Here is an 18,092-nt window from a genome sequence, read left to right on the forward strand (position 1 = left end):
GCTCCTAATGTTGAAAATGTTGAAATCAGGAAACAGTCAAACACCTTCTCTCAATAAAATAACCGGAATAGAACCGGGTCGCCAAGGGGAGCGAGGGTGCGGCTCAAGGGGCCCCGACTTGGGCCTAGCCCAGTCCCGCTCCCGCTGCTGCAACCCTATTGAGCCGTTGGGTCAAACTGACTCACCCGAAAGACCACAAATTCAGCCGGACGGACGGGAGCGACTCCCACATCAATAAAAAGCCGTCCCAGCATCATCGTCTCGGGAGTATTGAGTTCGCCATCACACTTGACATAAAACGCCTCATCGGGGGTGCTACCAAACAAGGCCCCATCCCGCCACAAGCGTTCTAAAAAGTTGCGAACCGTGCGGGTCACCCGGGCCCACAGGTCTTCATCATTGGGTTCAAACACGGCCCATTGAGTTTCCAGTTCAATCGACCGCTCAATGTAACTCATGAGGCGACGCACACTGATATAACGCCATTCAGTATTCCCGGGTTCGACCAAGGTGCGAGCGCCCCAAACTTGAATGCCCCGATTGGGGAAGCGACGAATACAATTGACCCCGATGGGGTTGAGGTATTCTTGCTCTCGGAAGTTCACATCATAGGCTAACCCAGTCACCCCTCGGGGTTGGACATTAGCCGGAGCCTTATGAATCCCGTGGGTTTCATCAGTTTGACACCAAATCCCCATCATATGTCCACAGGGAGGGACTTGAATAGAACGTCCATTATCACGGGGATTGGGGACTTGAATCCAGGGGTAGTAGAGGGCCGCAAACTGAGAGCGGCGGCCCCAAGATTGCATCCAATCCGCCACGTCTTGGGGGTCTTCTTTATCTGGTAAGGGGTCGAGGACTGCCATCCGATAAGCCGGATGCGGCGAGGAGTCTTCACAACCAGTAATCATAACCTCGATGATGCCACGAACCTGCTCCTCATCGAGATAACCCTCTTGATAGGCCAGCATCAAATCGGGGCAGGCCACCATCGAGACTTCCTCAATGGCAAACAGCCCACGGACTCCCGTTCGTTTCCGGGGTTCACCGTAGATGTAATTATGGAGTTTTTCTTGGTGATAGATGATAGCAGGGGAGCTAAACTCATAGCGACCATTGGCCGGCCGCCGGGCCAATGGTAGCCCCTCTTCGAGTAAGACCTCCACCTTAACGTAGGGGGACTCTTCGAGGGCTTGCTTGACGAACGTCCCTACCTCGGGTTCCTCCTGCATCGTCAGATGGCGATAGGTGTATTTCTCGTCATCAAACTGGCTCAGCCGCATCTGAGAACTCGATGAGGTCCCAGAGGTCTCTGAGTCATCCGCTCCCTCCCCGGAAGGGGGCTGAGGACGTTCTAGGGGTTTACCATCCCGTTCTAGAGTGATTTTGAAGTATTCCCCAGAGTCAAAAATCTCGTCTTGACCATTTTCCGAGGCGGGTGGGGGAGAATCCCGTTCAATCCTAACAAACAAAGTCCCTTGTTCTTGCTGACCGGGTTTGGGCTTAAAGCTTAAACTGGGACGATTTCCGGCGGTTTTAACCTCTAACTTAGGTTCTATGGCAGCTTCAGATGTTTCTGAGGCGTCTTGAGTCTTTTTGCTGGGCAGTTGAGTGCCAAGGCTGACCACCCAACAACGTCCTCCTCCGTTATCAAACCAGCCTTTGACCGCAAAGGGCAGGTAAGCGTTAAAGTCCGTGAAGCCATCGGAGTCCGGTTTGGCAAAACAATTGAGGTAGTCTGTCCAGCTTGTGATTAACTTCGGGGTGAAGTGCTCGGCTTTACCCCGAACATCTTCCGTAAAGCCAACAAAGCCGGCCACACTCATGTTCACCCCTTCAATGGGGCGACTACCACGACTGGTCTCTTCAACGTAGACACCAGGGGCAGAATAGTCGAGTCGTGCCACGATGTTTTCTCCTGTTCAACTGAGTGATTATTCTTTTGACAACGGCGACAGATTATGTCTAAGCTCAATTTAAGGGTGGCCGCCTTTTAGCCGGCTTTAAACTGATCCTTGGCAACAACGATCAACAGCCATGACGGTTAACGATAATCTGGCAATATTGTCACGAAACTTAATTTTTGTTAGGAAAGGGTAACGGCGAGTTCCCTCCGGGTTGAACGACCTTATATAGACAACTGAGATTATACTTTATAGCAATTCTGTTTGATGTGCCAAGTCTTTAGAAAATTATTACAATCGGTAGCAGTACAATCCCAGGAACCTCTAGTCTTTTGTAGTCTTTGTTACAATATCACCGAACAAAGCCACCCATATTGATCTCGAAGCTGAACCTGTCCTGGCAGCAGAGCCAGCTAGAGAGCTACATTTTTAGGTATTTTCAGATATTAGTTCCTTGAAAGCGTTTAAGCTAACTGATTATGAGTAATTATCTGGCGATCGCCACGGTTACCGCCGTTTTACAGCAAATTTTACAGGATGGCGTAGACAAAGACATTCCCGGGACACAGGTGACAACGGTTCGTCCTGATAAGAAACAGGGGGTAGAACTGGACAAACCCGGAATCAACATCTATCTGTACCAAGTCACCCCGAATCCAGCCTGGCGCAATGCCGATTTACGAACTCGCCGGCCCAAAGGGGATTTGAGTAAACAACGCCAAGCCGGACTGGACTTACATTATTTATTCAGCTTCTACGGGAATGAGAAGGAGTTGATTCCCCAGCGTCTGCTCGGAAGTGCGGTTCGGACGTTAGTAGATCGGCCAATTCTCGGGCCCGAGATTCTGGAACGTTTGACACGTCAGAGTCGTCGGCTCTCGTTAAGTCATAGTTACTTAACTGAGTCCAACCTGATTGAACAAGTCCAGAAAGTCAAAATCTTCCCCAGCAATATCACCACGGAAGATTTATCGCGGATTTGGTCGGTCTTTTTCCAAACCCCCTATTCTCTGTCTGTGGTGTACCAAGGCACTGTTGTCTTAATTGAAGGGGACGAACCGGGTAAGAAAGGATTACCCATCAGTGGTGCGCCCGAACCCAACTTATACTCAATTCCTCATCTGCCGAAAATTGAGAGCATTGAATTTATGGAGCCAGGGGGAACGCCCCAACCCTCGGAGAAACTAGCTAATCAGATTTTTGCCCAAGGGACTTTAATCATTCGGGGACAAAATTTGAAGGACGAGGATGGGGGCGATCGCACTCGCAGCTATCTGCAACTGGGCAATGCCCGTTTAACGCCCCAGTTTGTCACCACCAGCCAATTACAACTAGATTTTGAGGAGTTAGAAGAGCGAGAAAAAAGTTCCTTACGGGCAGGTATGGCCGGAGTAAAAGTGATTACCATCAATGAAGGGGACTCAAACAGCGTTCATGAACCTAAATTTCAATCCAACGCCTTTCCCATCATCCTGCGCCCGAGACTCATCAATGAGCTATGGGACAACCCTGAGAGTTTAAGCAAACAAGACGACGAAGAGGACGGTTTATATTTCGGAGAACTCAACATCAATCTGGATGTGAATGTGGAAACAACGCAACGTGTTTTCCTACTGCTCAACCAAATCAACGGGACTGAATCTTATGTCTTCCCACGGATTACTAACCAACCGTTGACCAATCAGCCCACCTTCAAATTAGAGCGAGTTAAACCAGGGGAATATCTGCTGAGAGTCCAAATTGATGATGCTGAAAGTCCTTTGTTTAAAGAGGACACCTCTCAAGCCGACCAACAAAACCAACCCTACAATCGACCAAAACTTGTTTTGTCCTAACGATTCAAACTGCGCTATCTCCCTCGACCAAAAATTATCTCATGACTATTTATGGCTATTAACCAATCCGAGTCTGTCAACGCTCTCATGGCCGAAGTGGCCACCATGCGTTCCCGACTAGAACAGTATACCCAACGTGACAACTCTTCGTCTGCCCACAGCGGAGACATCAAAGGAGCCTCATCACAAACCTCACCACAACTAGAACAGCTTAGCCAATCGCTGAACTTGAGTCAATTTGAACGTCAAGTGTTACTCTTATGTGTCAGTGCTGAATTAGAGTTTTCTGTCTTACGGCTTTGTGCGGAGGCTCAGAAAACGATGAAAAAATATTATCCCACCTTTACATTAGCGTTCGCTCTATTTCCTGACCTCCAATCCCAGCATTGGAGTGTCACCAAGCCGACGTCTCCTCTACGCAAGTTAGATTTGATTCGAGTGCAACCGGAATCCAGCTTGATGACCAATTCCCTGAGAGTGAGTGAATGGGTGATTCACTACCTTATTGGACAACCCTATTTATCTCAAGAGTTAGTGGGACTCATCAATGAGCTAGACCTTCAAGAAAATAGGGAGAATTTACCTCAATCCCAAGATGAGATTGCTAAGCAGTTAACGGACTTGTGGACCAGTGAATCTCATCCTCTTATTCAGCTTTGTGGTAATAAAGTGAGTAGTCGGGCGATCGCCTCTCACGTTTGTCATCAGCTAGGATACTCTCTCTATAATCTGTCCCCGGAATTTCTCCCCATTGCACCGGATGACTTAGAGCATACCTTAACCCTCTGGGAGCGGCAAGCCAAACTCACTCAAAGTGCCTTATTTTTAGATTATGATCTGGCGCTACTCGAACGAGATATCCCGAAAAAAAATGCGTTTATCTATTGGTTAGACCACATTGAATCCCCTTTAATTATTGCCACCTACAACCGGATTCCCGAACGATACCGTCCCATAATTACCTTCGACGTACCGGATTTATCCATCCAAGAGCAGAAACAGATTTGGGAAGTGCTGATTCAAAAAAACTGGCCAACCCTGGATGCTAAATCAATGGCGTCAGACATTGATCGTCTAGTCAACCAATTCAATTTAACGGTTCCCGCTATTGAAGCAGCCTGTCAAGGAACCGCCAGTCTCTTAAAAACCCAATCATCCCAATCCTCAAGTCTTCCCAAAAAATCAGAGGAATCAGAAGAATCGGAGGAATCGCACGTCATCCAATGTCTCTGGTCAAGCTGTCGCACCTTAGCGCGGCCTCAAATAGGAGAACTCGCCCAACCTCTAGACGCTGTTGCCACCTTTGATGACTTGATTTTACCGGACGAGTGCAAAAAAATTTTAAAGAATATTATTGGTCAAGTTGAACATAAAGCCAAAGTTTATCAAGACTGGGAGTTCAGTAAAAAAAGCCGTCGTGGCTTAGGGACTAGCGTCTTATTTTATGGTCCGAGTGGCACAGGTAAAACCATGGCGGCAGAAGTGTTAGCCAACAAACTGAAACTCGATTTATATCGAATTGATTTAAGTTCTGTGGTCAGCAAGTATATTGGCGAAACTGAGGAGAACTTGCGAAAAGTCTTCGATGCAGCAGAATTGAGTGGAGCCGTTTTACTCTTCGATGAAGCGGATGCTTTATTCGGCAAACGGTCTGACGTGAAAGACAGTCAAGATCGTCATGCCAACATTGAGGTAAGTTACTTACTCCAGCGAATGGAAGACTATCAAGGTTTAGCGATTTTGACAACGAATCTTAAAGATTCGTTAGATTCAGCCTTTATGCGCCGGTTGCGATTTATCATTGAGTTTCCCTTTCCCAATGCTCAACAGCGTCAGCAAATCTGGGAGAAGACATTTCCAAGCAAGTTAGGTGAATCCGTTCCATCAGAGAAAGATACCCGTAAGCTAGCGCGGTTAAACGTAGCTGGGGGAAATATCCGCAGTATTGCTCTCAATGCGGCTTTTCTCGCGGCTAGTGATCCTGAACAGCGTTTAAACATGGAACATTTATTCCGAGCCGCACAACTCGAAGCCCTGAAACTGGAACGACCCCTAACGGATTCTGAAATGCGAGGTTGGATACCGGAGAACTAATCATGGTTGAACGTTGTCCCAATCCCTCTCTAGTGGCGAGGGGGATGGTTCATTAGCTGTTTTCAGGAAGTAGAAAGTAATAAATCGCCCAGATTGTGACAACAAAAAGGGCGATCGCCGGAATATTGGTAAGCGTCCAATGACTCAGACGCAGAAACAGAAAGCCGAAGACGCTACAGATATAGAACAAACTCAAAGGCGCGTAGAGGGCTAAAATTTTGGCATCAGCGGCGGTTTCTCGTTTGGGTTTGCCCTGAAACAGTCGTTGATAGAACTTAAAGGAGCGGGTACGGAGGTTATTGATACCACTAGCGGCGACGGCGAGGTGATAACCGTCGAATTTAGCCAAGGGATTGAGATTGAGTGCGATGGTGAACAGGGCCGCCAGCATCAGTAGATAGCTTGCGATATCGAGGGAACTGCCGGGAACCGCTAGAATCCAAAGCCAGAGAGCAATGGCGGCGATAATGGTCTGGGTGAGGACTCCGGCAGCGACCACCTGAACTCGTTTCCAGCGGGAGAGACAGTAGGAGTCGCTGGTGTTGGTGTAGGCGGCGGGAAATAGGCACATAAACAGGAGTCCGATTTCGGGAACGACACCGCCGTAATGTTTGAGGGTAAAGGCGTGGCCGAGTTCGTGAATGGACACCACCAGCATCGCCAGGAGGACAAAGGGAACCAGAATAGCGGCGCGATGTTCGCTCCAGAGTTGAGTCCCAAGTTGTAGGATGGCGGGGGATTGGGCGATTCCGGCAACGAGAGAGGCACTGAGGAACGCCAGCAGCAGAAAGGAAACGGGTTTCGTCCAAATCCAGCGCAGTTTGTTGATATGGCGATCGAGCCAGCGATCGGGGTTAATCAGCGGAATTTTGAAGAAGAGCAGTTGTAGGGGGTTGAATTTCCCTTTAGGGGGTTTTTGCCGTTCCGTTCCCTCTAACATTCCGGTACTGCCGAGCATTTGCAGAAGTTGTTGCCATTTCTGCCGGGGGATGGGCCGTTGACTCGGGGGACCGTTTCCGACTTGAGCGGCGATCGCCTCTTGATCGCGGCGGGAGACTTGCAGATAGGTTCCGTCCTCGGGGTTGCGTAAAATCCAATAGCCATCAGGGTGATCAATCCATTGCACGCAGGATTTGAGGCGCGGACCGTTTCCTGGGGGGATTTGGTCGAGGGCGAGTATTCCTTTATGGATAAGTTTACAAACCAGTTGGCTAACTAATTGGCTATCGACGAGGGAAAATTCCGTTAGACAGCGTTGTTGAACGTTCTCGACGGTGTATTGTCCTTGGAAGTAGCGCAGTGCAAAGCCTTCCCATTCTGAGAAGACATGACGCTGTCCGGTTTGGGGGCAACGCAGGACAACCCGCGTATCCTGTTTGACCTTTGCCAGTTGCCAGTAGGGCCGCAAATCGGGACAAACCCAATCTGGGGCGATCTCTGGTGGGGGGGGAAGGTTTTTGCGGCTGGACGTGACCATATTGATTAAAGTCTGAACCCTGTCCTTAATCTGTCGGTCTATCAAGCCAGTTTTTACGGGAATTACGGGAAATTGTTACAAAACTTTATTTTTCTTCAGGAAAAGGGAGAGGCAATTTATCCGATTCTTGGCTACTTGAGACGATGCCATTGACATGGATTATTAATATATGATGGGGGAAGATAAATCATATAAACCTTGTCCGTGATCAAAATAGACAGGTTTGCCGATCATCCTGAATTTATTGAGTTTGGCAAGCCTGTTGAGCATCCATTTTTGGAAGACGTTAGCCCGATACTGAGTCAAGAGATGGTGAAAAAAGCTCCACAAGATATCTTTTTAATCAAGATTTCTGACTATGAGTTTATTCATGGTAGCTTCTGGGTTGAAAATCAGATTGGTGGACTGATTTACTTCGAGAAAAAACTAAAAGGTATGGCGGCAATATCAGGGCCAAACATGTCAGGAAACATGAAGTTTTCTCGCTTCACCGGGCATCCAATCGACAATAACTGAATAAAGCCTGAGACTAGGGGAGGGCGAACAGCCGTTCGCCCCTACAGCCATCTGTGGCACGAATGCATGAAAATTGGTATCATACCATTTTTCGAAATGCTTGCTATACATCTGACACCGAGGAGGGCGAACAGCCGTTCGCCCCTACAGACATCTATGGCACGACTTCTGAAAATTGGTATACACCGAGGAGGGCGAACAGCCGTTCGCCCCTACAGACATCTATGGCACGACTTCTGAAAATTGGTATTAGTTGGACTTAGCCTTCTTTACCACTTGGACGGATTGTCTGGATGAAGTTGGTCTTGTTGCCACCTGTGGGGATTTTGAAAAATATAATCTCGGAGGCGATCGCACTCTGATTCATTTCTAACAATATGTTCATAATAATTGCGTTGCCAAACCGGATTTCCAGGGGTTTGACGCAAGCCATTAATGCGATACGTGACAGCAGATTTAAAACCAGAAATCAGAGAAGATATCGATTTAGATTTCATCCGATCCCGTTGGGGCGAACGGCTGTTCGCCCTCATCCTGTTGGCTGTTCTACCGTCCGCCCCCACCCTATTGGCTGTTCCGCCCACAATTTCCACCAAACCATGAAAATGATTCGGCATCACTACCCAAGTATCCAATTGAATCTCATTGCGAATGTCGCTTGACCTTTTCCATTCTTCTGCAACAATCTCACCATAAGTTGTGAGTTCGATGCTGCCGTTGGAAATATTAGCAAACAAACATTGTCGCTGGTAGGCACAGATGGTAATAAAATACAGTCCGGGCTGAGCGTAATTATAGTGAGGAAGACGAATTGAGCGACGATGATGAATACGAGGGTCGTATGTCATAGCATTCGATAGATGTATCAATTCAGCGTTGTATCACAATTGTAGGGGCGAACGGCTGTTCGCCCTCACCCTGTTGGCCGTTCCGCCGATCACCCTCACCTGCATTGGGTATCCAAGTCTACAAGCGATATTGGCTGGATGGTTGATGGGGCGATCGCCATCTTGGGCATTTTGGTGAAGGGTTGATAATTGTCAGGGCGAACAGCTGTTCACTCTAAACTCGGATCAACGATCGCCCCTAAAAACAAGAGTTGTCCTGTCTCATTATCCCGGACAACAAAGACAAAAGGGCGATCGCCCACCACAGAAATAGCCGCCGATCGCGTTCCCCCAATCCCCGTCACTGCCGCCCCTTCAGTTCCCGCCTCCGTCACCTCCAGATAAAGTTGTTGGCGCATCACCGTCACCCAAAATGGGTCATCACTTAACCCAGAAAAGTCCGCACCCGCTTGAAAAACTTCCCCCAGTCCTAACGCCTCCAAACTCTCACGCAAATTCACCTCAGCCGTCACCTGAAATCGTGGTAGCCGCACGATCGCCCCCGCTTCATTCCACTCAAAGCGACGTAACCAATTTTGCCAATTCTCAGCCGTAAACTGACCCAAAAACGCCCCAAACGGTATATCTTCTCGGGGAACAAACACATACATCCCCAACCGTTCACTCTCCCCATAGGGCAACTCGATCGCCTGAAACATATCATTCCCATAACTCCTCACCAACGACAGACGTTGCTCCATCATCGGCACATAGACAGGGGAGCGATCCAGCCGGTGAAAGACCCCAAGTTCCGTATTTTCCTCAGGAAACGGACTCGTCCATTGTCCCGAAAAATAGAAGGCATTTAACAACACCGCCACCGTCGTCTCATCCAAATCGCGGCTAGATAACAGCTCCGCAATGCGCCCTTGCGTCTGTTGAGAAATCCACTCATGAATCGCCGCCAACACCCGGGGAGACTCACGGAAATCCACCGGCCGAATTTGGGCCTCATAGAACTGCTGACGAGACTCAATAAACTCAGGCCTTAACAGACTCTCCTGACGACTCCAAATCGAATTGGCGATCGCCAACTCCACCTCCCCCGACAGTCCCTGAAAACTCTCTAACAGCCCCTCATAAGCCCAATCCAACTCCCTAGTCCCAGATACCCCTAACATCTGATTCATATCCCGCTGAGTCTCCCCTTCGGCCCCGCCATGGAGTAACGCCAAGGCCATCGACAAACTTAACGGCGACAGGAGCACATTCTCCCCGCCCTGACGTTCCCACAACTGCTGAAACACCGCAAACCCCAACTCCGCCTGAGCCTCACTCAAGTCTCGTATAGAAATTGGCGTCGCCGCCGTCGCCGTTCTAGGTGTCGTGGCTTGGTCCACTCCCCGGAGAGTCGAGCGTGTCAAGGGAATCCCTGATCCCGCCAATACCCCCATTAGCAAGGGAAGTAAGGCGCCGAGAAGCCGTCCGTACATAGGCTGATGAATCATGATTGAGGAGAAATGGAGTCAGTTTAATGTCGTCCCGTTGCACCCACCCACATTTAATTCAGACCGCATCAAGGGGTTTCCGGGAATGCCCCTCCCCTTTACGGTAACCTGTCCTCGTCGAAAACAGCCAACATAAAAAACCCCTCAGTCAAAAACCGAAACCGACGGTTTTCCACTGAGGGGTAGAGTGAGGGGTCGAGATGTCTAGGGACTCTCAGATGGCGTAGTCCACACCATCGTCGAGATCACCTAACCAATAATGCCTGCTTCCCGAGCCGCCGCCTCATCATCAGGGTCAATCCCCAAACGAGTTAGATTGATGCGGTTTTTATTATCAATATCCCGCACCTTCACCACAACCTCATCGCCAACGGAGAGTTCATCCTCCACCTTGCCGATGCGATAGTCAGCCACTTGGGAAATATGAACCATTCCTTCCTTCCCAGGCGCAATTTCCACAAACGCCCCAATGGGGATAATCCGGGTGACCCGACCGAGGAAGACCTCGCCCGTTTGAATCTTGCGTGTCATCCCTTGGATAATCGCCCGGGCCCGCATGGCCTTCTCACCATCGAGACCGGAAATCGTCACCGTACCATCATTGTCGATGTCGATTTTACAGCCCGTTTCCTCAGTAATCCCTTTAATGGTTTTCCCACCGGGACCAATCACCAAGCCAATCAGGTCAGGATCAATCTTGAGGCTATAGAGACGAGGTGCAAACGGAGACAGTTCAGGATTCGGCTCACTGATGGCCTCAATCATCTTGTTGAGGATATGCAGCCGCGCCGGAAGGGCCTGTTTCACCGCATCGGCGACAATTTTCACCGGGAGTCCCGTGATTTTCATGTCCATCTGCAAGGCCGTAATCCCGGTATCGGTTCCGGCAACCTTGAAGTCCATATCCCCGAGGAAGTCTTCAATTCCTTGAATATCCGTGAGAATGCGAACCTCATCCCCTTCCTTAATCAAGCCCATCGCCGCACCGCTGACAGGCTTGCTGAGGGGAACCCCAGCGTGCATCAGGGAGAGGGTCGAGCCGCACACAGACCCCATCGAAGTGGACCCATTGGAGGACAAGACCTCAGACACCACCCGAATCACGTAGGGGAAGCTTTCTTTCGGGGGTAACACGGGAACTAAAGCCCGTTCTGCCAAGGCCCCGTGACCAATCTCCCGTCGGCCGGGCGATCGCATGGGCCGAGTTTCGCCCACGGAATAGGGTGGGAAATTGTAATGATGCAGATAGCGTTTCTGTTCCTGGGGATGCAGGTCATCGAGTTCCTGTGCATCACCGGGAGACCCCAAGGTGGCTAAGGATAGCACCTGAGTTAAGCCCCGGTTAAACAAGGCACTTCCGTGAACCCGACGGGGAACCACTCCCACCTGACAGGAAATTGGACGCACTTCATCCAGTTTGCGCCCATCCACCCGGACTTTATCTTCGACAATCTGGGCCCGCATCAACTGTTTGGTCACGCCCTTAAAGACCTTACCCAGAGACTTGGCATCTCCTGTCACCGCCAAACGTAGGGGGTCTTCTTCTGGGAGTTGCTCAATTTTCTCAGCAATTTCCCCTTTGACCTCATCGAGAGCCTCATCACGGCTGCTCTTGGTATGCTCGAAGTTGCTGAGAACCTTCTTAACCGGTTCCTCAGCGGCCTCACGGATGTAAATTTCTAACTTGTCATCCACAACCGGCGGTTCTTCTTCGACCAACTCGACGCCCAAGTCCTTCATCAAGGCTTCCTGGTGACGAATTAGCTCTAACGCCCCTTCGTAGCCAAAATCAATGGCTTCGATAATATCTTGTTCTGGGAGCTGATTGGCACCGGCTTCCACCATCACCACACCATTATGGGTCCCCGCCACCACAAGATCTAGGTCTCCGAGGCGAATTTCCTCAAAGGAGGGATTGAGGATGAAATCATCACCCACCAAGCCCACACGGACCGCAGCCATGGGACCCTTGAAGGGAATCTTCGCTAACATCGTGGCAATGGACGCCCCGGTCACAGCCAGGACATCTGGGGGAACCAACTCATCCATCGATAAGGTGGTAGCCACAATCTGAATATCGTCCCGTAACCACTGAGGGAACAAAGGACGCATGGGACGGTCAATTAGACGACAGGTTAGCGTCACTTTCTCGGGGGGACGACCCTCCCGACGCAAGAACCCACCGGGAATTTTACCCCCGGCATAGAGCCGTTCTTCGTAATCGACGAGTAGGGGCAAGAAGTCGATGCCTTCTCGACCGGTTGAACGGGTTGCTGTGACGAGAACCGAGGTATCGCCCAACTCGATGACGACGGAGCCTCCGGCTTGTGGAGCGAGGGTTCCAACCTTGAGTCTAATATCCCGTCCATCAAAGGATACTGACTTTTCCATTGCTTTCATGCAGCACTCTAATATTAGTTCTTCTTCTTCTTCTGGGGATTATCGTCGGTTTGGGAGAGCGTCAGCCCGAAAAACTCACGGGTCGGCCTCTGCCACCTCAGACTCACCCAATCATCTGTGATCATCGTGATACACGCCAAAACTTGACCAAGGCCAAGGGTTGAGCGTCCCAACTCTCATTCGGTTGCTAGTCCGAACTACGCCACGCCTTAGCGCCCAAATGCTGGGGTTAGCCGTCGAGATAACTCATGTCACCGGTTAAGGCAACTTGAGGCGATGATGATCAGGATTGCACTTGGAAAATCCATGTCGTTCCCAGTATACCGCAGGAATCTGGAAGTGCCAGGTTTCTTCACCTCGGGTTAAGGTCAGGGGAGGACTGAGTGGGGAGTTGGGTTTGGAACTCTGGGGGGGGCGATCGCGTCTCAGGTGGCTGGATAATAGAACCCTGTATCTTTCTTGTATGTTTAGGGTATTCGCTTCAGGAATACAACTTCAGTCATGAGTAACTTTGCGCCTCTACCCGGTTCAGCAACCGTCGTCATGGTTGTGGGGGGACAACCCATTACCATCGCCTTGGATGGTAACAATGCTCCCCTCACGGCGGGGAATTTCGCAGATTTAGTCTCCCGTCGCTTCTATGACGACATCAGCTTTCACCGGGTCGTTCCTGACTTTGTGGCGCAAGCTGGAGATCCCAACAGTCGCGATCCCAACTTTCCCACCAATCTCTTAGGCCGGGAAGGATTCACCGATCCTGCCACGGGTGCAACCCGCACCATCCCCCTGGAAATCAAACCCCAGGGGGCAACTGAACCGCTACTGGGCAGCCGCTTTCGTGATGCAGGAATTACGGTTCCACCGCTGTTACGCAACGATCGCGGCACCATCGCTATGGCCCGCAGCCAAGACCCCAACTCCGCCTCCTCGCAGTTTTACTTCAATCTGGTCAACTCCCGCTTCCTCGATGGGGATTATGCGGTGTTTGGCAATATCACCGACGGCCTATCGGTGATGGATAACATCGGGGTCGGCGATCGCATTGAGGCGGCCCGCTTCGTGGATGGCATCCTACCCTCGCGACAATCGGCGTTTATGGATGTCAACTCCCTAAACTTCTATTTCAACCGCCTCGAACGAGCCAGCCTCCCCCTAGGCTTCCAACTCCTCACCGATGGCGATGATTTCCTGGATATCACCGCTGAACTGAGTCAAGCCAACCCCTCCGGCTTTGTGGGCCTTGGCGGCGATGACACCATTCTCGGCTCTCCCATCGATGATGTCATTTATGGCAACCAGGGCAACGATACCCTCACCGGCGAAGCGGGCAATAACCTGATTCGTGGTGGTCAAGGGGATGATGTGATCATGGGGGGAACAGGGAACGATATCCTCCATGGCAACCTCGGCAACGACACCATCATGGCCGGTGGTGGAAATAACGTCCTACGGGGAGGACAAGGAGATGATGTCCTCATCGGCGGCCCTGGAAATGATGTGCTGATTGGCGATCGCGGCCAAGATACTCTGACTGGAGGCGCGGGGGCCGATAGCTTTGTCTTCCGGGGCGACACCAATATCGGTCGCGTCGATCCCAATCAGGCCGATGTGGTGACCGACTTTAACCCCGCCGAGGGCGATCGCATCGTCCTGGCCGCCGCCACCGATCCGGCCACCGTCCGCTTCATCCCTTCAGGGGCTGATGTGCTGATTCAACTCGATAACGACGATTTCCAAGGGCGCATCCTCAACAGCACCCCAGAAGCCGTCCAAGCCGCCTCTATGGTCGTCTCGCCGACGGATATGGCCCTGTTGATTGGCTAGCTTCCAACTCCGATTCAACTAGCACCTCAAGGCGATCGCGATCGCCAAAGTGAGGCAGGGGATAAAAAGACCTCAACGCCCTCGGTTGAGGTCCTTGGCCCCATTGCTCCTGAATCTGTTGCAGGAACTCATCCTGCTGACGACGAAACGGCAGGGTATAAGCATCCCCACCATTAAGCAGCGCAAACCAGACCAAGCCGCGATCGCGCGTCGGCACCGCCCCCACCAAGGCACTCACATTCCACAAGGTCCCCGTCTTCACCGTGGCCCCTTTTGGCATCTCTCGGTCCTCCATGGTTCCCCCATCCTGACCAAACACCGGAAACAGATCCGCCACCGTCAAGCCGCGCCGGGCCAAACGACGGTGAATTGCCCCCAACAGAGCCACCGAAGCTCGTGGGGAGACCCGATTCTCCTGACCCAACCCTGAGCCATTAATCAACTGAATTTCCGCCTCTGGTACTGCTGCCAACTGGGCCGCCCGTTGTGCCACCCTGGCCCCGCCCCCCAGTTCCTCCGCCAGGTGGTCAGCAATGACATTATTACTATGGACATTCATCACCTTCAACCAAGACAGCAACGGTAAGGAATGATGGCGCACCAGGAGAACCCGAGAAGGGAGGGGTTCCGTGACTCTCTCAACCCCACCATTCTCCCCATCTGTCTCCTCCGTCTCCGGCTCTCCCAACCGCCGAACCTCACCCCGAATCTCCAACTGCGGTCTCGGGGTTCCCGCCGCCATCCCCTCATGGGCCCGTTCAATGCGAGGCGTCCAGCGTCGCGAATCAAAACTGAGCCGAAACCCCTCCCCCACTCGCTCCGCCTCCTGACGGAAATTAAACCAGGGTTGATCCTCCAGAATCAGATCCCCCGCCACCCTCTCAATTCCCAACTCCTGTAGCGTCACCGCCAGGGCGATCGCCTCCTCCCACACCCACAACAGATCCCCTCCACCGGTAATGATTAAATGTCCCTCCAACACCCCATTCACAATCGGGCCTGTGGCACTAATCTCCGTCACCGTCTGTTGTTGCCAATCCCAGGTATCCAACGCCACCAGCGTTGTCGCCACCTTGGTAATGGAGGCGGCCGAACGGGGTAACGTGGCTTGATGAGACGCCAGTTCCTCGGCCCCCGCTTGTAGCCAAATTCCTTGTCGTTGCGGCGACATGCCCTGGGCCTCCAGAGAGGTCAAATAGCGGTCAATCAGGGCCTCCGCCTCAGCATTAGCCTCCAAAGACAACACTAGCGGCGGGGCCTCCAACAGAGGCACACTCACCTCAGACGGAGGGGGAAGAATACCGGTGGCTTCTAACCAGAGGGCTAACACCCCTGAACTCACTAAACTCAACATGAACATCACCGCGCGACCCATGGATCATAGCAGTCAGCCTAGGAAATCGCCGACGTACAAGATGACAACCACGACCCTAACCGGGTTTCCCTACCCCAAAGTCTAGGGGCGATCGCCCGAAGTGACATATTGGCCGTTTCACCAGGGGGTTAACCTAGGTTCGGTTTTCTTCTCCCCGAGTCTCTTGGTGGGGAGATGTCGTCTGGTAGAATTTGGAAGGCTTATACAACATTCGATCGATGGCATTGAACAGGGCAAGGATTGCAGTGGACGCGATGGGCGGCGACTATGCCCCGGATGAGATTGTAGCTGGGGCGTTGCGGGCGCAGGATGAATTGGGGGTAGAGGTGCTGCTTGTTGGTGATCCCGCCGCCATCGAAGCCTCGTTGCAACGGCACGATCGCAGCCCTGAGGACGTCCAGATTATCGCCTCTGAGGGTGCAGTAGAAATGCACGAGGAAGCGTTGACGGGAATTAAACGGAAACCCAACGCCTCGATTAATGTGGCGATGAGTCTGGTGAAACAAGGAGAAGCCGATGGCGTGGTCTCCGCTGGGCATTCTGGGGCCTCGATGGCTTCGGCATTATTGCGCTTAGGGCGCTTATCAGGAATTGACCGTCCGGCGATTGGGGCCGTGTTCCCCACCATGAATCCCGATCGGTCAGTGTTGATTCTGGATGTGGGGGCGATCGTGGATTGTCGGCCCAAGTTCTTGGAACAGTTTGCTCTGCTGGGGACAGCGTACAGTCAGTATGTTCTGGGGCGGGATGAACCCCGAGTTGGACTGCTGAATATCGGCGAAGAGGCCTGCAAGGGCAATGAACTCGCCCTACGCACCTATGAGTTATTACAAAACCATCCCCGGATTCCCTTTGTGGGCAATGCGGAAGGCCGCGATGTCTTGTCTGGGGATTTCGATGTGATTGTCTGCGATGGCTTTGTGGGCAATGTGCTGCTGAAGTTTGCTGAAGCGGTGGGAAATATCCTGCTGCAACTCTGTCAAGATGAGTTATTGCAAGGTCTTGACGAGCGGGATTTGGTCCATGTTATGCCCAATCTCAAGCGCCTCAAGCAACGGATTGATTATGTCGAACATGGCGGCGGCTTACTCTTAGGGGTGGCTGGGGTTTGTGTGATTGGCCATGGGAGTTCTCATGCCATGACCATTTTTAATGCGGTGCGTTTGGCTAAAGAAGCGGTGGATAATCGTGTGATTGAACGCATCCAGGAAAAACACCTGGTGGAACAGTAGCTCCCGGAACGCGGGTTGAGTTGGATTGAGTGATAGCGAGTAAAGACGGACGATCCTGGAAAATTTATGACAATCTTGGGACTTGAATTAACGGGCTGTGGCGGTGTGGCTCCCGATGCGGTCTTGGATAACGAAACGCTGATGCAGATGGTAGACACCTCCGACGAGTGGATTCGATCGCGCACCGGGATTCGCCAACGTCGTCTAGCCTCTCCATCTCAGTCCTTGGGGGAGTTAGCCGCTCAGGCCGGGACTCAGGCCCTGGAGATGGCTGGCTTGGCGGCCAACGAGTTGGATTTGCTGGTGTTGGCAACCTCCACCCCGGATGATCTCTTTGGTAGTGCCAGTTGGGTGCAACATCGCTTAAATGCCCCCCAAGCTGTGGCCTTTGATTTGACGGCAGCCTGTTCTGGGTTCCTGTTTGCGATGGTGACGGCGGCGCAGTTCCTCCGCACGGGGGTCTATCGCAATGTCCTGGTGATTGGGGCAGATGTCCTCTCTCGCTGGGTGGATTGGGGCGATCGCCGGACCTGTGTCTTGTTTGGCGACGGAGCCGGCGCGGTGGTGCTACAAGCCCGAGACTCGGGCGATCGCCTCCTCGGCTTTGAGATGCGCTCAGACGGCTCTCAGAACAACTGTCTCACCCTGGGCTATCAACCCCAAGCCCAGGCCCTAACCTCGGAGATTTCGGTCTCTCAAGGAGACTATGGAACCATCGCCATGAATGGCCCAGAAGTCTATAAGTTTGCCGTTAAGAAAGTCCCCGAAGCCGTCGAAAAAGCCCTCTTCCGCTCTGGCTTAACCACCCAAGATATTGATTGGTTACTCCTCCACCAAGCCAATCAACGGATTCTCGATGCCGTGGCCAAACGCCTGAAAATTCCCTCAGAAAAAGTATTGATAAATTTGGCAAATTATGGTAACACTTCGGCTGCATCCATTCCTTTAGCCTTAAACGAGGCCGTGCGATCGCAACAAATCCAGCCCGGAGACACCATTGCCGCCTCCGGATTCGGGGCTGGCCTAACCTGGGGGTCAGCGGTATTCCGTTGGGGACGCTTTGCGGCGTAACATTAAGTTACCGTTGATACCAAAAC

The 18,092-nt window shown here is 51.8% G+C and carries 12 protein-coding genes; 6 read left to right on the forward strand and 6 right to left on the reverse strand.

The window, feature by feature from the left end; translation table 11 throughout:
- Positions 1-155: 155 nt before the first annotated feature.
- The gene (locus L855_RS17000) at positions 156-1,910 is read right to left on the reverse strand and encodes a phage tail sheath family protein (RefSeq protein ID WP_246198957.1); all 1,755 of its coding nucleotides are present in this window, start codon (positions 1,908-1,910) and stop codon (positions 156-158) included.
- A gap of 476 nt (positions 1,911-2,386) precedes the next feature.
- On the opposite strand from L855_RS17000, the gene L855_RS17005 reads away from it, so the two are divergent.
- Both L855_RS17005 and L855_RS17010 read left to right on the forward strand, forming a co-directional pair.
- On the forward strand, positions 2,387-3,742 hold the full coding sequence (locus tag L855_RS17005; RefSeq protein WP_159790011.1) for a Pvc16 family protein: 1,356 nt from the start codon (positions 2,387-2,389) through the stop codon (positions 3,740-3,742).
- A 51-nt stretch (positions 3,743-3,793) separates the two neighbouring features.
- Positions 3,794-5,836 (forward strand): ATP-binding protein, encoded by a 2,043-nt coding sequence (locus L855_RS17010; RefSeq protein WP_159790013.1) that lies wholly within the window; start codon positions 3,794-3,796, stop codon positions 5,834-5,836.
- Between the two features lie 52 nt (positions 5,837-5,888).
- Here L855_RS17010 and L855_RS17015 read toward each other — a convergent pair whose 3' ends face one another.
- Complete coding sequence (locus tag L855_RS17015) at positions 5,889-7,313, reverse strand: M50 family metallopeptidase (RefSeq protein ID WP_159790015.1); 1,425 nt, start codon at positions 7,311-7,313, stop codon at positions 5,889-5,891.
- 198 nt (positions 7,314-7,511) lie between these two features.
- On the opposite strand from L855_RS17015, the gene L855_RS17020 reads away from it, so the two are divergent.
- Positions 7,512-7,829, forward strand: a complete 318-nt coding sequence (locus L855_RS17020) for a hypothetical protein (RefSeq protein WP_159790017.1) — start codon at positions 7,512-7,514, stop codon at positions 7,827-7,829.
- Between the two features lie 269 nt (positions 7,830-8,098).
- On the opposite strand, the gene L855_RS17025 is transcribed toward L855_RS17020, so the two are convergent.
- The 3 genes from L855_RS17025 to L855_RS17035 form a co-directional block, all read right to left on the reverse strand.
- Entirely contained in the window at positions 8,099-8,677 is a 579-nt protein-coding gene (locus L855_RS17025; RefSeq protein WP_159790019.1) for a transposase, read from the reverse strand.
- Positions 8,678-8,886: 209 nt separating this feature from the next.
- Entirely contained in the window at positions 8,887-10,164 is a 1,278-nt protein-coding gene (locus tag L855_RS17030; protein ID WP_159790021.1) for a serpin family protein, read from the reverse strand.
- Between the two features lie 249 nt (positions 10,165-10,413).
- A complete protein-coding gene (locus L855_RS17035; RefSeq protein WP_159790023.1) occupies positions 10,414-12,564 on the reverse strand; it encodes a polyribonucleotide nucleotidyltransferase in 2,151 nt (716 codons plus the stop codon).
- 501 nt (positions 12,565-13,065) lie between these two features.
- On the opposite strand from L855_RS17035, the gene L855_RS17040 reads away from it, so the two are divergent.
- Complete coding sequence (locus L855_RS17040; RefSeq protein ID WP_159790025.1) at positions 13,066-14,388, forward strand: peptidylprolyl isomerase; 1,323 nt, start codon at positions 13,066-13,068, stop codon at positions 14,386-14,388.
- On the opposite strand, the gene L855_RS17045 is transcribed toward L855_RS17040, so the two are convergent.
- Complete coding sequence (locus tag L855_RS17045; RefSeq protein WP_246198959.1) at positions 14,345-15,748, reverse strand: D-alanyl-D-alanine carboxypeptidase; 1,404 nt, start codon at positions 15,746-15,748, stop codon at positions 14,345-14,347. The genes L855_RS17040 and L855_RS17045 overlap by 44 nt on opposite strands.
- 233 nt (positions 15,749-15,981) lie before the next feature.
- On the opposite strand from L855_RS17045, the gene plsX reads away from it, so the two are divergent.
- Positions 15,982-16,995 carry a phosphate acyltransferase PlsX gene (plsX, locus tag L855_RS17050; protein WP_159790027.1) on the forward strand — a complete coding sequence of 338 codons (1,014 nt, stop codon included), beginning with the start codon at positions 15,982-15,984 and terminating at the stop codon, positions 16,993-16,995.
- Positions 16,996-17,061: 66 nt separating this feature from the next.
- Positions 17,062-18,066 (forward strand): beta-ketoacyl-ACP synthase III, encoded by a 1,005-nt coding sequence (locus L855_RS17055; protein ID WP_159790029.1) that lies wholly within the window; start codon positions 17,062-17,064, stop codon positions 18,064-18,066.
- The last annotated feature ends 26 nt before the right edge of the window (positions 18,067-18,092 follow it).

The organism is Sodalinema gerasimenkoae IPPAS B-353, from assembly GCF_009846485.1.
GTDB classification, from domain to species: Bacteria; Cyanobacteriota; Cyanobacteriia; order Cyanobacteriales; family Geitlerinemataceae; genus Sodalinema; species Sodalinema gerasimenkoae.

Excerpts from the sequence above, each read along its gene's own strand:
- L855_RS17005 (WP_159790011.1), top strand. The coding sequence starts at position 2,387 with ATGAGTAATTATCTGGCGATCGCCACGGTTACCGCCGTTTTACAGCAA.
- L855_RS17010 (WP_159790013.1), top strand. The coding sequence starts at position 3,794 with ATGGCTATTAACCAATCCGAGTCTGTCAACGCTCTCATGGCCGAAGTG.
- L855_RS17015 (WP_159790015.1), bottom strand. The coding sequence starts at position 7,313 with ATGGTCACGTCCAGCCGCAAAAACCTTCCCCCCCCACCAGAGATCGCC.
- L855_RS17025 (WP_159790019.1), bottom strand. The coding sequence starts at position 8,677 with ATGACATACGACCCTCGTATTCATCATCGTCGCTCAATTCGTCTTCCT.
- L855_RS17030 (WP_159790021.1), bottom strand. The coding sequence starts at position 10,164 with ATGATTCATCAGCCTATGTACGGACGGCTTCTCGGCGCCTTACTTCCC.
- L855_RS17035 (WP_159790023.1), bottom strand. The coding sequence starts at position 12,564 with ATGAAAGCAATGGAAAAGTCAGTATCCTTTGATGGACGGGATATTAGA.
- L855_RS17040 (WP_159790025.1), top strand. The coding sequence starts at position 13,066 with ATGAGTAACTTTGCGCCTCTACCCGGTTCAGCAACCGTCGTCATGGTT.
- L855_RS17045 (WP_246198959.1), bottom strand. The coding sequence starts at position 15,748 with ATGTTCATGTTGAGTTTAGTGAGTTCAGGGGTGTTAGCCCTCTGGTTA.
- plsX (WP_159790027.1), top strand. The coding sequence starts at position 15,982 with ATGGCATTGAACAGGGCAAGGATTGCAGTGGACGCGATGGGCGGCGAC.
- L855_RS17055 (WP_159790029.1), top strand. The coding sequence starts at position 17,062 with ATGACAATCTTGGGACTTGAATTAACGGGCTGTGGCGGTGTGGCTCCC.